Genomic DNA, 12763 nt, shown 5'->3' with positions numbered 1-12763 from the left:
TCGTGCGTGCCGAGCGGCATGGCCGCGCGATTCGCGCGGCGCATCGGGCCCGGCATGCGACGGCCAGGCAGGGGGGAAGAAAAGTATGCGCCGCTTTCACGATCGCGACGCATCGAATCCTCACATTTTTAAATGCGAATCGACCCCGGCATCGATTGCGTCGCGATGCGCGCAGAATCGGGTAGTTCGCATACCGGAATGGCTGCTCGCCTTGTTGCGCCGCAGCCCCGCGCTTACGCTCGGTGCGATGCGCGTGAGCACCCCGCCCGCGCCCGAATTCGAGGAATCTCCATGTCGCTCCCCGCCAGCGCCGCGAAGTTCGATCCGGCACGCGCGCACGAATACGCCGAACAATCCCGCATCGCGCTCGCCGGCTACGACGCGTGCCACGAACTCGCCGCGTGCATGCTCGCGTCGGCGATCGGTGTACGCGATGCGCGGCTCCTCGTCGTGGGCGCAGGCGGCACGGGGCAGGAAATCTGCGTGCCCGCGGCGCTCGAACCGGGCTGGCAGTTCACGGCCGTCGATCCGTCCGCGCCGATGCTCGCGCTCGCGCGTGCCAACGTCGAAGCGGCGGGGTTCGCCGCCCGCACGCAATTCGTCGAGGCCGGCGTCGACGCACTGCCCGATGCGCCGGCGTTCGACGGCGCGACGCTGATCGGCGTGCTGCATCACGTCCCCGGCGATGCGGCGAAGGCCGCGCTGCTGGATGCGATCGCGCGCCGCCTGAAGCCCGGTGCACCGCTCGTGATCGCGGCCAACTATCGCCGCTATGCGGAGCACCCTCGCCTGCTCGACGCTTGGCAGCAGCGCTGGCGGATGAAGGGCGCGACGCCCGACGCCGTGCGTGCGCAGCTGGCGAAAATCCTGCAGGGCGCCGATCCGCCCGCTGCCGAGGAAACCGTCTTCGCGTTGCTGCACGATGCGGGCTTCGATGCGCCGCTGCGCTTTTTCTCGAGCCTGTTCTGGGGCGCGTGGATCGCGGTGCGGCGCGGCGCGTGACGGCGTAAGTTGGCGCGTGACGACGCGTGACGGCGTAAGTCGGCGTGAGGCGGCGTGAGGCGGCGAGCCGCAGCGTCAGCGCGGCCACCATCCGGACGAGCTTTCCGCTCGAAGCCGCGATGGCGCGTGGCGACGGCGGCACGCATCCGCAGATCGCTCGCTGTCTCGATAGCGAGCCACGCGCGGGCCGCCGACCACCGAGCTCGAGCGCGGCGATCGGTAAGAACGGCTCAAGTCATCCGCGTCAGCTCAGCAACCCTGCCGCGACGTTGATCGACAGCCCGAGCACGGCCATGTTGAAGTAGAACGACAGGATCGACTGCGCGAGCACCGCGCGGCGCGCGGAGCGATTCGCGAGCGACACGTCGGCCGTCTGCGACGCGACCGCGAGCGTAAAGGCGAAATACAGGAAATCCCAGTAGTCGGGCTCGGGGTTGCGGTCGGGAAACCGCAGCGCGCGATCGCTGCTCGGCGAGCCGTAATAGAGCCGCGCATAGTGCAGCGTGAAGATCGTCGGGATCAGGAACCATGCGCCGAACAGCGTCGCGCCCGTGACCGCATAGTGGCCGAGCCCGGCACGAAAGCCGACGTTCTTCGCGGTGGCGAGCTCGATCGCGATCGCGGCGACGCTCGCGACCGTCGCGATGCAGATGACCGTCAGCACGGTCGTCGCGTTCTCGTCCTCGCGGATCGCGATCTCGCGCACCTGGTGGTGATGTGCGGTGACCATGCGCCCCCACATCAGCACGAGATACAGCCAGACCGTGCAATCCCAGCCGATCAGCGCACGCGCGGTCGGTCTCAACTGCAACGGCAGCAGCAACGCGCACAGCACGCCCGCGGCGAAGGCGGCGACCATGCGCGGCCGGTTGCGTAATACCTGCGGATAAAGCGTCATCGTGTGATTCCGAAAGCGGATGGAAAGGGTTCGGCCCGCGTGCGAACTGCCCGCCGGGCAGCGCCGGCGGGTACCGCCCCGATTATCGCCATTCCTGCATGACGTTGCGACTGGCGTGAGCGCCTAAGATATCGGGATGACTCCCGTCCTCTGCCACCATCCCGCGAACGCGGCCGGCCGCGACTTCGTCGTCGGCGATCTGCACGGCTGCGTGGATGTGCTGCGCGCGCTGCTGCACGACATCAGCTTCGATCCGGCTCGCGACCGGCTGTTCTCGGTCGGCGATCTCGTCGACCGCGGCCCCGCGTCCGAAACCGCGCTCGAGCTGCTCGACCGCCCGTGGTGCCACGTGGTGCGCGGCAATCACGAAGAAGTGCTGAGCCTCGTCGCGCGCGGCAAGCTGTCGCACGATGCGTGGCGCGGGATCGGCGGCGACTGGGGCGCCGACCTCCCGCCGGAACGGCTGCACGCGCACGCGGCGCGCGTCGACGCGCTGCCGCTCGTACGCGTGATCGGCGACGGCCCCGCGCGCTTCAACGTGCTGCATGCGGAATTCCTCGGTCCGGACGCCGAACTCGACGCGGGCAGCTATTCGCCCGACGTGCGCGAGCGGCTGATCTGGGGGCGCGACCTGGTCCAGGGGCTCGTCGACCCGGCCCGGCAGGCCGGCCTGTCGCTGACCTGCACCGGCCACACGCCGGTGCGTGCGCCGCAGCGCATCGGCGCGCAATGGTTCATCGACACCGGCGCGTTCGCACCGTCGGGACGCCTGACGATCGTCGAGCCGCGCACGGGCGACACGTGGTCGCTGACGCAGGCCGACGCGCGCGCGCGTCATGCGGGCGACCTGCCGCTGCCTTAGGCCCACGTTCACGCCGATAACGGGCCTGCGCAGGCCGCGGGCCGGCAACCCTCGGCGGACTCACGCTCACGCGCGCGCGTTTGCGTGCGCGAGCACTGCGCTAACCCACCTGGTTCAGCTCGAACACCGCATCGATCGCGGATCCGTTCCAGTTGTATTCGAGATACGCAGCGTGATGACAATCGCGCAGCAGCGTCGTGCGAAACGCCGCGAGGCACTCGCCGCGCGGGTCGCGCACCGACGGATAGACGATCCCCGCGCCGCCCGCGTTGCGCACCGCGCGGCCGAGTGCCTGCCCCGCGCCGTAATCGAGCGGATCGAGCAGCGCCGGGCTGCGCTGCGGCCACGTGCGCACGTCGGCGACGTCGCCCTGCGCATACACCGTGTAGAGCCGCATCTGCTGACGCATCGGCGCCTCCTTCGTCGCGGCCAGGAACAGCCCGCTGTGATAGCGCGTTTCGGCGATCGCCGTATCGCGCGACCGCCCGCAGTAGAACACGCCGTAGCTGCCGTCCGAAAAGCGGCTGCCCTGCGGATTCAGATGCGTGAACGCGGCCATGATCGGCCCCCAGCCCGGGCCGTAGCGACGCTCCGCCGGCGGCACGAGTTCGAGCGTGCCGACTTCGTTGCGAATGCGATCGTTGGTCAGCGATTCGAGCGCATAGAGCGCATCGAAATCCTCGGCGGACGCGACGCGGTCGAACAGGTTGATGGCTGGAAAACGAGTGGGAATCACGCGATAGGCAGGTGCCCAGTCGACGACGGTCATGGGCCAGTGCTGTACTGCTTCGATCGGCATCGTCACGCCCAGCCACCCCGCATCGCGTCGAGATATTGCCGGACGGCGACCAGGTCGCCGACGTTGCCGGCGAGCATCCGGTCGAGCGCGCGCTTGCCGCCGAACGGCGCGGCGTCGTTCGGCCGCTTGACCCAGGTGTCGGCCGCGGCCGGCTGCGGCAGCAGGATCTGCAGCGCCTTGTAGATGCCGAGCAGCAGCGATAGCCGCTCGAGCGTATCGCGCGGCAGGCGCGCCGATTCGGGCGAGGCCTTCCACTTGAAGAACGTCGAGCGGCCGGGCGAGCCGAGCAGGACGATCTGTTCGTCGATCGTCAGTTCCCAGTCGCGCGCGATGTTGAAGAACGCGCGCAAGCCGGCCGCCGACATCTGCGCGACCGAAGCCTGCCGCGGGGCGGAATGCGGATCGAAGGCGGGCTGTGACATGATCGTTAGTCTCGAAACGAATTTACTAACAAGATTAGTCCATTTTCGTATTTTTGCAAGGGTCATCCCCCGGCGTGCCGGCATTCCTCCCGAAGGATCGATATTTTTTGTCCATTCTGGACTGCGATTTTATTTTCTGCGTTAATGTCCGTGCGGACAGCGCACCGGGACGCGGTGCGTCCCCGCAGCAACCGTGTCGCCCAGAACCGGATAGACCACGCCAAGGAACCACCATGAAGAGACTGATTGCCGCCGTTTCGATCGCCCTGCTCGCGGTATCGGCAGGCCCCGCCGTCGCGAAGGACTGGACCACGCTGCGCTTCGGCACCGACGCCAGCTACGCGCCGTTCGAATCGAAGGCGCCCGACGGCAAGCTCGTCGGCTTCGACATCGACCTCGGCAACGAGATCTGCGCACGGCTGAAAGCGAAGTGCGTGTGGCTCGAGAACGATTTCGACGGGATGATCCCGGCGCTGAAGGCGAAGAAGTTCGACGCGGTGCTGTCGTCGATGTCGATCACGCCGCAGCGTGCGGAACAGATCGGCTTCACGACGAAGATCTACAACCAGCCGACGCGGCTCGTCGTGAAGAAGGGCTCGCCGCTGCTGCCGACGGCCGAATCGCTGAAGGGCAAGTCGATCGGCGTCGAACAGGGCACGACGCAGGAAGCGTATGCGAAGGCGTACTGGGCGAAGCAGGGTGCGAACGTCGTGTCGTACCAGAACCAGGACGGCGTGTATGCGGACCTGACGTCGGGCCGCCTCGACGCCGCGCTGCAGGACGAGGTGCAGGCCGCGATCGGGTTCCTGAAGTCGCCGCGCGGAGCGGGCTACCAGTTCGTCGGGCCCGAACTCGTCGACGAGAAGGTGCTCGGCATCGGCGCCGGTATCGGGCTGCGCAAGGAAGACGCCGACCTGAAGGCGAAGATCGATCGCGCGATCCTCGACATGGTCAAGGACGGCACCTACAAGCGGCTCGCGTCGAAGTACTTCGACTTCGACATCTACGGCGGCTGAAGCGGCGCCGCGCGCGCACGGGTGCGATGCCCGTCGCGCGCGGCCCGACCGCCCCTCCCCTGCTCGCCGGACGGTGACGCCTCCCTGACGTCTGCCGTCGCACCGGTTTCATCGTCCGTATCGCGCAACCGGATGCCGCACATCATTCGCATGGCAAACGGATCGCCTGCGCTGGCGACCGCAGGCGCTCGACGTCGTCAATAAGCGAAGACCGGGCGCCGGGGTATCGGCGCCCGCGTGCACATCCCCATGCGGACCGGATTGGCGAGCGGGAAAGCACCGGCCCGGCGCGGATGACCGGGTATCAGCCGGATCCGCCTCGCACCGGGCGCGGAGAGGTGGCCTGTCGACGCGTGCCGGCCGGCAGCAAGGTGCGCGGTCGACCGGCGATGGGTCGAATCACTGCGATCGCGGCCTGCCGGCCGCGGCGTGTTGAGATCGTTCATTTTTCTACCCCGTATTCGAGTCGTTGCTTGTGCCGGCAACCGGACACCGCCGGTGCTCCGACGATCCGACGACGACGGCCCATGCCGCCCGGAACGGGGCCATGTTGCCCGTCCGGCCGTCATCCCCGCGGACTGCGTCCTAGCCGGTTCTCGAATGGTTCGCTGCCGAACCGGCCGGACGTCGCGTCGTCGACTCTCGCACCCCAACCTGTGCAAGGAGCGCGCCAGCTTCGTTCGGGGCCGGCGGCACAAGCCTTTCATCGGACCAGTGTGCGGCCCGGACGGGCAGGACATGCCGGACGTTGCGAAACTGAAACATGCCGGGCGCGAGCGGCCTCGGTCGCGTGGCGGCAACGCCTTGCCGGACAAGGCGCGCGGACGAGCCGGAAAATTTTCCCGGCCCGGGCCGCGCGTCGCCGCCCGCGTTTGCCGGGGCTTTTTGCACAGCCGCCGGCAGGAAACGTTTCACGCCCTTTACATGCCGCCGGACGCCCGCGCACGGACCGGCCGCGGACGCTTCCGGGCCGCCTTCAGCCGACTCGCTGGTGGTCGGCGTCGTCGGGCGGCGAGCCGTCCTTCCCGCCGTTGTCGCCGGTGTTGTCGTGGTCGTTGAGTCCGTGCTCGATCATCATCCGGTACAGCGTCACGCGCGAGATGCCGAGTTCGGCGGCGGCCTTGTTGATCCGGTGATCGTTGCGCAGCAGCGCGTTCTCGATCGCGACGCGCTCGGCGAGCGAACGCGCCTGCTCGAGGGTCACGGGCTCCGTTTCACCCGGAACCTCGAGCCCGAGATCGTGCGGCGTCAGCAGCCGGCTCTCGGCCATCACGATCGCGCGGCGCACCCGGTTGATCAGCTCGCGCACGTTGCCGGGCCACTCGTAGCGGCGCATCGCGTCGAGCGCGGCCGACGTGAAGCCGCTGATCTTGCGGCCGCTGTCACCCTTGAATTTCTGCAGCACGTAATGCGCGAGGATGTCGATGTCCTTGCCCCGCGCGCGCAGCGGCGGCTCGTGAATGCGCAGCACGCAGAGCCGGTGATAGAGGTCCGCGCGGAAGCGGCCGGCTTCGACCGCGCCGTCGAGGTCCACGTGCGTCGCCGAGATGATCCGCACGTCGACCGGAATCGATTCCTGGCCGCCGAGCCGCTCGATCTTCCCTTCCTGCAGGAAACGCAGCAGGCTCGCCTGGCTTTCGACCGGCATGTCGCCGATTTCATCGAGAAACAGCGTGCCGCCGTTCGCCGATTCGATCCGGCCCGCGCGCCGCTGGTTCGCGCCGGTGAACGCGCCGCGCTCGTAGCCGAACAGTTCCGACTGCAGCAGGTGATGCGGGATCGCGCCGCAGTTGATCGCGACGAACGGCCCCTTGCCGCGTGCCGAGCGCTCGTGGATCGCGAGCGCCGTCAGCTCCTTGCCGGTGCCCGACTCCCCGGAGATGAACACGCTCGCGTCGGTTTTCGCGACCTTGCGGATCGTGCTGAACAGCTGCTGCATCGCTTCGCAGTTGCCGATCATCCCGTGCTCGCCGATCGATGCCGCGTATGCGGCGCCGTCGACGCGATCGAGCGCGGCCATCCCGCGCGCGTGGCCGAGCACGTGCGAAATCCATTCGTACGGCAGCGGCAGCGTCACGTAATCGAAACAATAGCTGCGGATCAGTTCGCGCACGGCAGCGCCGATCGTGATGCCGGCCTGCGCGATGGAAATCCAGCCGATCGCCGGCTGGCTCAGGCACGCCTTCAGCGCGGGATAGTCGCGCGACGTGAAGCCCGAGAAATCGATGAGCCCGGCGGCGACGTTCACGCCGGACGTCATGTTCTGCGCTGCGCCGGCCGTCTTCGCGACCGAGATATCCCAGCCGAGCCCGCGCAGTTGCGCCAGCAACGGCTCGTCCGGCGAACGCATGATCACGAACAGCTTGCGTCCGGCCTCGGGAGCGGTGACGGATACGAGCGGCGTCTCGGACGCCGCCGTCCCGCTTGCGTCGGGTGACCTTGCAACCATCGTTGTTCCCCGCTTGGCGTTGGTATCGTGCGCTGGCTCGCCGCCGCGTCCGACGGACGTCGATCGAACCGACATATTGGCCGCATTTTCGTCCGAATAAAATCCCCCCGGGGAATAATCGCGTGCCGGGCGAACCCTTTCATGAACGGTATATCGACGCCGCCGACGCGCGGCTAGATGGGTGTTATCCCGGTGGCGCGGCGGGCGCGAAGCGAGGCCGGACCAATCGCGAACACCCGACGCCGCGCCGGTGCTGGCGCGCGGGGACGGCACGCGAGGCCGGGCACACGGGATCGGACCGGCGTCACGGGCCGGCACGCCCGGTCGGCCGCACCGGCCCGGTACCCGCAACCGTTTCCGCTTGATGCCGGTCAATCGTCGGATAAAACGGGGATGATGCAGGAATGCAACACGCGCCGGGCAGCGCGGCGAGCGGCTCAGCGTCCCGATGCGAGCGGCGCGAGCGCGTTGGCGCGACCACGGCCGGCCGACGCGCCGTCGTGTTCGCCGTACGCGGCGACGAGCGCGTCGACCCGCGCGAGGTGATGGCGGTTGTCACGGTCCCACGGGTGGAAGCCGGGCCGGAAAAAGCTCAGCCACTCGCCCGCGATCCGCGGAAACAGCCCACGACGCGGCCCGTACAGGAACGCGAGCATGCGCAGCATGCCGCGCACGCGATGCTCGATGTCGCGATCGCGCGACAACAGCGTCGCGTGCAGCAGGAACACAGTCGGCCAGAACGTCAGCGTCGTCAGCAGATAGACGCCGATGCGGATCAGATAACGGCGCAGGCCCGGCTTCATCGCGACGTTCCAGACGTCGAACGACACGGCCTTGTGTTCGGTTTCCTCGAGCGCGTGCCACACCCACATCTGACGGTAGCCGTCGACCGAGCCTTCGAGGCGCGTCGGATCGCGCAGCAGCCAGTCGGCGAGCATGGCCGTGTAGTGCTCGGCGGCGACCGTATGCGCGAGCTGCACCGAATGCGGCAGCTTGCGCTTCATGTAACCGAGCACGGTCCAGATGCGCTTGTCGAGCTTGCGCGCGGGCAGGCGGTTCGCCTGCATCAGCTCGTTGTATTCGACGTGCTCGCGCGTATGCATCGCCTCCTGCCCGATGAAGCCGAGCACCTGCCGCTTCAGCACCGGATCGTCGATCCGGTCGCGATAGTGGCGCACGGAATCCATGAAGAATCGTTCGCCGGCCGGAAACAGCAGCGACAGCGCGTTGAAGAAGTGCGTCACGTGCGGGCCGAGCCCGTGCCAGTCCTTCGCGCGTTCGACCGGCAGGTCGAAGCGCAGGTCGCGGCGCACCGGCATCACCTCGGCCGCGGTGGCAGAAGCGGCTGACTTCATGTTCGTCGTTCTCCTTGTTTCCGGGCGGCCCAGCCGGCCGTTGCGGCCATTGCGACCGTACCGGCGCGGCCCGGGCAGCGCATCGCGCAACGCCCGGATCTTGACATCGATAGCTGTAAAGATAGGCGCCGGCGAACGCCGCGCGCAAGCCGCGCGGTAGATGCGCGCTTCCAAACAGGGCACGTTCGGCAACGCGACAAAAGCGGCGTTCGGGTGGCGTTCGGGCGGGTCGCGATTCGAACGCGCGCATCCGTGCGCAACCGGCAGGCGGGCGACGCGCGCGCGAATCGCATTCGGCGCGCAAGCCCCGTGCGACGGGCGTTTGCGGCGTCGCGCGACGTTTTTTCGACGCGACGCCGAGCGGCCGGATAGCGCCGATTCATACGCGCGCGACGTTCGCGCGGCGCAACCCCTTCGAGCCGGTCCGCGAACGATTCAAACATGCGTTCCATTCGCGTGTCGCGCGAGATGCGTGAGCACCGCCGCGACCGGCGCGCGACAGGCACGCGGCCGTGCCCTCGCCGCCTGCGGCGGCCCCCTGCGCGCTCGCCTACAATAGCGGTTTTACCCAACCCCTTTCAGGAGAAGTCATGTCTGTCACCACGACCGCATCGGGCCTCAAGATCGAAGAGCTGACCGAAGGCACCGGCGCGGAAGCGCAAGCCGGCCAGACCGTCAGCGTCCATTACACGGGCTGGCTGACCGACGGTCAGAAATTCGACTCGAGCAAGGACCGCAACGACCCGTTCGCGTTCGTGCTCGGCGGCGGCATGGTCATCAAGGGCTGGGACGAAGGCGTGCAGGGCATGAAGGTCGGCGGCGTGCGTCGCCTGACGATCCCGCCGCAACTCGGCTACGGCCCGCGCGGTGCAGGCGGCGTGATCCCGCCGAACGCGACGCTCGTGTTCGAAGTCGAACTGCTCGCCGTCTGACGACGCCGCCGGCCGACGTCCTTCCGATGGAACGCATCCCGTCTCCCGCCATCGCGCTGCGCCGTTACGACACGTGCGAAGCGTCCGACGTGCACGACTTTCACCAGGTCGTGCTCGGCGTCGACGGCGCGATGGTGATGGCGGTGGACGGCGTCGGCCAGCGCATCGACCGGCACGCGGCCTGGCTGATTCCGGCCGGCTCGCGCCACGATTACGCGGGCCTCGGCGACAATCGCCAGCTCGTGCTCGACCTGCCCGCCGCGTCGCTCGCGGTGCCGCAGCGGCTGTTCGACAGCGCGCGTGCCGTGTCGATCGACCCGGCGCTGACGTCGCTCGTCGCGCAGGTCGCGACAGCGGCCGCGCAGCTCGACGGCCCGGCCGGCGACACGCGGCACGCGCATCGCTTCCAGTGGCAGGCCGCCGCGCGTCTGTGCGACGCGCTGCTCGGCGACGCCAGCCTCGCCGCGCCCGCGGCGGGCCTCGATTTCGCGCGCATCGACCGCTGGCTGCGCGCGCGGCTCGCGGAGCCGCTGCGCATCGCCGATCTCGCCGCGCACTGCGGCTACGGGATGCGCCGGTTTCACCAACTGTTCGTCGACGCGTTCGGCGAAACCCCGCATCGCTACCTGCAGCGGCTGCGGCTCGACGCCGCCGTCGTGCTGCTCGCCGACGGCCGCCATCCGCTCGTCGACATCGCCGGCATGGTCGGCTTCGCCGACCAGAGCACCTTCACGCACGCGTTCACGAAACGCTTCGGCGTCGCGCCGGGGCGCTGGCGCGGCGAACGGCACTGAGCGGCCGGACGCCACCCGTTTTCCTGCAATAGCGAACGCGACTGCGCCGATCGCGCCCCTGCGTCATGGCCGGATGGTTTTCGACAGTCGTTGTCATCGCGCGCCACATCGTGGCGCGCATGAAAGCGGTGCGCATCGGGCGGGGTCTGCAGCCGCTTGAACGGGACTCTCGGCCGCCACCGGGCGCGCGACCGATGCGGCGACGCCGCGCAACGGTAAAGACACGGCCCTTGCGTCGCACGGCGTCCTGGGCACGGCGTCCGGGGTCATCACGCCCGGGGCATCACGTCCGTATCACGCCCGCTCGTCGCCCACTTTCCGCACGACCGTATCCGCCGCCTTCAACGGCCGACCATCGTCGTGCCGCAGCGCGAGCTTGCGGATCGCACGCCCCGTCTTGCGCTCGACCAGGACCGAATGCGGCTCGCCGCGCTCGAACAGGTTCGCCTCGCCCCACTGCCGCAGCATCACGATCACCGGAAACAGCCCCTCGCCCTTCTTCGTCAACGCGTACTCCTGATACGCGCTGCCGTCCGACGCGGGCACGACGTCGAATACGCCCGCGTCCACCAGCATCCTGAGCCGGTCCGACAGGATGTTGCTCGCGACGCCGAGGCTCGCGCGGAAATCGCCGAACCGGCGCACGCCGTCGAACGCGTCGCGCACGATCAGCAACGCCCAGCGATCGCCGACGATATCGGTCGCCCGCGCCACCGGGCACGGCGAATCCGCAAGACTTTTCTGCCTGGCCATGTTGTTCTCCGCTGTCGCGCCGGTCGCCTTCGCGCGCGCCCGGCACGTCGGTGCGCGGGCCCGTTGCCCGCCGCCTCACAAGTTGCATTTTAAAACCACTTTTCCTACACTCACACTGGTTTCAAATTGCAACTACTTAAGCGAGTGCGAGGCAACCCATGGAATCGTCTTGTCGTTCGGAAACCGTCGTGTCCAACGCGACATCGGGTGGCGTGCGCCGGGCCGATGGCGCGCGCGTATCCACGGCGCTCGTCGCGCTGCTGGCCGTCTGCTGCGCGGCAAGCGTCGCCAACGTGTACTACGCGCAGCCGCTGCTCGATTCGATCGCCCGCGATTTCCGCGTATCGCAGGCGACGGTCGGCGGCGTCATCACGGCGACGCAGCTCGGCTGCGCGCTCGCGTTGCTGTTCGTCGTGCCGCTCGGCGACCTGCTGAACCGCAAACGCCTGCTCGCCGTCCAGCTTCTGCTGCTGACGGCGGCCTGCATCGGCGTGGCCGCCGCGTCGACGCGCGTCGCGTTGCTGGCGGGCATGGTCGCGGTCGGGCTGCTCGGCACCGCGATGACGCAAGGGCTGATCGCCTGCTCGGCCGCGCTTGCGGGGGCCGGCGAGCGCGGCCGCGTGGTCGGCGCGGCACAGGGCGGCGTCGTCATCGGTCTGCTGGCCGCACGTTCGCTGGCGGGTGTCGTCACGGATATCGCCGGCTGGCGTGCGGTCTACCTGGTGTCGGGCGCACTTGCGATCGTGATGCTGATCGCGCTGGCGCGGCTGTTGCCCGATGCGGACGCGCCGCGCGAGCGCATCGGCTACGCAGCGCTGCTCGGTTCGATGGTCACGCTGCTGCGCAACGAGCGCGTGCTGCGTGTGCGCGGGGCGATCGCGCTGCTGATGTTCGCGGCGTTCAGCATCTTCTGGAGCGCGCTCGTGCTGCCGCTGAGCGCGCCGCCGCACGTGATGTCGCATACGCAGATCGGCGCATTCGGGCTCGTCGGCGCACTGGGTGCGGCGGCCGCCGCGCGCGCGGGCCGGCTCGCGGATCGCGGGCTCGGCGAAGCGACGACCGGCGCCGCGCTCGCACTGCTCGCATGCTCGTGGCTGCCGCTCGCGTTCACCGGTACGTCGATCGCACTGCTGGTCGTCGGCATCGTGCTGCTCGACGTCGGCGGGCAGGCCGTCCATGTCGTGAACCAGAGCATGATCCTCGGCGCGCGGCCCGATGCGCATGCGCGCCTCGTCGGCTGCTACATGCTGTTCTATTCGATCGGTAGCGGACTCGGCGCGATCGCGTCGACGATGACGTATGCGCACGCGGGATGGATCGGTGTCTGCGGGCTCGGCGCGGCGGTCAGCGCGGCCGCGTTCGGCGTATGGGCCGTGACGCTCGGGCGTGCCTGAACGAAGCGTGTCGAGCACGGAGCGCGGGCGCCGCATGCCCGGCTTCGAACGACAAAAGGCCGGCTCGCCCGGATCGGGCGGCCGGCC

The 12763-nt window shown here is 68.9% G+C and carries 12 protein-coding genes; 6 read left to right on the top strand and 6 right to left on the bottom strand.

Annotated features, from left to right (window positions below):
* Positions 1 to 291: 291 nt before the first annotated feature.
* Entirely contained in the window at positions 292 to 1002 is a 711-nt protein-coding gene (locus DIE12_RS27390) for a class I SAM-dependent methyltransferase (protein WP_124486448.1), read from the top strand.
* A 244-nt stretch (positions 1003 to 1246) separates the two neighbouring features.
* Here DIE12_RS27390 and DIE12_RS27380 read toward each other — a convergent pair whose 3' ends face one another.
* Complete coding sequence (locus DIE12_RS27380) at positions 1247 to 1900, bottom strand: DUF1345 domain-containing protein (RefSeq protein WP_124486449.1); 654 nt, start codon at positions 1898 to 1900, stop codon at positions 1247 to 1249.
* Between the two features lie 136 nt (positions 1901 to 2036).
* On the opposite strand from DIE12_RS27380, the gene DIE12_RS27375 reads away from it, so the two are divergent.
* Entirely contained in the window at positions 2037 to 2762 is a 726-nt protein-coding gene (locus tag DIE12_RS27375; protein ID WP_124522646.1) for a metallophosphoesterase, read from the top strand.
* Positions 2763 to 2862: 100 nt separating this feature from the next.
* On the opposite strand, the gene DIE12_RS27370 is transcribed toward DIE12_RS27375, so the two are convergent.
* Together DIE12_RS27370 and DIE12_RS27365 are read right to left on the bottom strand one after the other, a co-directional pair.
* Positions 2863 to 3561 carry an RES family NAD+ phosphorylase gene (locus DIE12_RS27370; protein WP_124522644.1) on the bottom strand — a complete coding sequence of 233 codons (699 nt, stop codon included), beginning with the start codon at positions 3559 to 3561 and terminating at the stop codon, positions 2863 to 2865.
* Positions 3562 to 3563: 2 nt separating this feature from the next.
* Positions 3564 to 3983, bottom strand: a complete 420-nt coding sequence (locus DIE12_RS27365; RefSeq protein WP_044846587.1) for an MbcA/ParS/Xre antitoxin family protein — start codon at positions 3981 to 3983, stop codon at positions 3564 to 3566.
* Positions 3984 to 4216: 233 nt separating this feature from the next.
* On the opposite strand from DIE12_RS27365, the gene DIE12_RS27360 reads away from it, so the two are divergent.
* A complete protein-coding gene (locus DIE12_RS27360; RefSeq protein ID WP_044846588.1) occupies positions 4217 to 4999 on the top strand; it encodes an ABC transporter substrate-binding protein in 783 nt (260 codons plus the stop codon).
* A 976-nt stretch (positions 5000 to 5975) separates the two neighbouring features.
* Here DIE12_RS27360 and DIE12_RS27350 read toward each other — a convergent pair.
* Positions 5976 to 7448 carry a sigma-54 dependent transcriptional regulator gene (locus tag DIE12_RS27350; protein ID WP_124486452.1) on the bottom strand — a complete coding sequence of 491 codons (1473 nt, stop codon included), beginning with the start codon at positions 7446 to 7448 and terminating at the stop codon, positions 5976 to 5978.
* Positions 7449 to 7885: 437 nt separating this feature from the next.
* On the bottom strand, positions 7886 to 8803 hold the full coding sequence (locus DIE12_RS27340; protein ID WP_124522642.1) for a metal-dependent hydrolase: 918 nt from the start codon (positions 8801 to 8803) through the stop codon (positions 7886 to 7888).
* Positions 8804 to 9393: 590 nt separating this feature from the next.
* Between DIE12_RS27340 and DIE12_RS27335 the strand changes: the two genes are divergently transcribed.
* Together DIE12_RS27335 and DIE12_RS27330 are read left to right on the top strand one after the other, a co-directional pair.
* Complete coding sequence (locus DIE12_RS27335) at positions 9394 to 9735, top strand: FKBP-type peptidyl-prolyl cis-trans isomerase (RefSeq protein WP_044846591.1); 342 nt, start codon at positions 9394 to 9396, stop codon at positions 9733 to 9735.
* Between the two features lie 26 nt (positions 9736 to 9761).
* Positions 9762 to 10529, top strand: a complete 768-nt coding sequence (locus DIE12_RS27330) for an AraC family transcriptional regulator (protein ID WP_124522640.1) — start codon at positions 9762 to 9764, stop codon at positions 10527 to 10529.
* A gap of 294 nt (positions 10530 to 10823) precedes the next feature.
* Here DIE12_RS27330 and DIE12_RS27325 read toward each other — a convergent pair whose 3' ends face one another.
* Positions 10824 to 11282 carry a helix-turn-helix domain-containing protein gene (locus DIE12_RS27325; protein WP_124522638.1) on the bottom strand — a complete coding sequence of 153 codons (459 nt, stop codon included), beginning with the start codon at positions 11280 to 11282 and terminating at the stop codon, positions 10824 to 10826.
* Between the two features lie 158 nt (positions 11283 to 11440).
* On the opposite strand from DIE12_RS27325, the gene DIE12_RS27320 reads away from it, so the two are divergent.
* Complete coding sequence (locus DIE12_RS27320) at positions 11441 to 12676, top strand: MFS transporter (RefSeq protein ID WP_124522636.1); 1236 nt, start codon at positions 11441 to 11443, stop codon at positions 12674 to 12676.
* The last annotated feature ends 87 nt before the right edge of the window (positions 12677 to 12763 follow it).

The organism is Burkholderia sp. Bp9015, from assembly GCF_003853505.1.
In the GTDB taxonomy this organism is placed as follows: domain Bacteria; phylum Pseudomonadota; class Gammaproteobacteria; order Burkholderiales; family Burkholderiaceae; genus Burkholderia.
The sequence above is the reverse complement of the archived record's forward strand: the minus strand, read 5'-3'. Positions and strand labels throughout refer to the sequence as shown.

Coding starts and splice junctions, on each gene's coding strand:
- DIE12_RS27330 (WP_124522640.1), top strand. CDS start 9,762: ATGGAACGCATCCCGTCTCCCGCCATCGCGCTGCGCCGTTACGACACG.
- DIE12_RS27370 (WP_124522644.1), bottom strand. CDS start 3,561: ATGCCGATCGAAGCAGTACAGCACTGGCCCATGACCGTCGTCGACTGG.
- DIE12_RS27375 (WP_124522646.1), top strand. CDS start 2,037: ATGACTCCCGTCCTCTGCCACCATCCCGCGAACGCGGCCGGCCGCGAC.
- DIE12_RS27350 (WP_124486452.1), bottom strand. CDS start 7,448: ATGGTTGCAAGGTCACCCGACGCAAGCGGGACGGCGGCGTCCGAGACG.
- DIE12_RS27320 (WP_124522636.1), top strand. CDS start 11,441: ATGGAATCGTCTTGTCGTTCGGAAACCGTCGTGTCCAACGCGACATCG.
- DIE12_RS27360 (WP_044846588.1), top strand. CDS start 4,217: ATGAAGAGACTGATTGCCGCCGTTTCGATCGCCCTGCTCGCGGTATCG.
- DIE12_RS27335 (WP_044846591.1), top strand. CDS start 9,394: ATGTCTGTCACCACGACCGCATCGGGCCTCAAGATCGAAGAGCTGACC.
- DIE12_RS27380 (WP_124486449.1), bottom strand. CDS start 1,900: ATGACGCTTTATCCGCAGGTATTACGCAACCGGCCGCGCATGGTCGCC.
- DIE12_RS27340 (WP_124522642.1), bottom strand. CDS start 8,803: ATGAAGTCAGCCGCTTCTGCCACCGCGGCCGAGGTGATGCCGGTGCGC.
- DIE12_RS27365 (WP_044846587.1), bottom strand. CDS start 3,983: ATGTCACAGCCCGCCTTCGATCCGCATTCCGCCCCGCGGCAGGCTTCG.
- DIE12_RS27390 (WP_124486448.1), top strand. CDS start 292: ATGTCGCTCCCCGCCAGCGCCGCGAAGTTCGATCCGGCACGCGCGCAC.
- DIE12_RS27325 (WP_124522638.1), bottom strand. CDS start 11,282: ATGGCCAGGCAGAAAAGTCTTGCGGATTCGCCGTGCCCGGTGGCGCGG.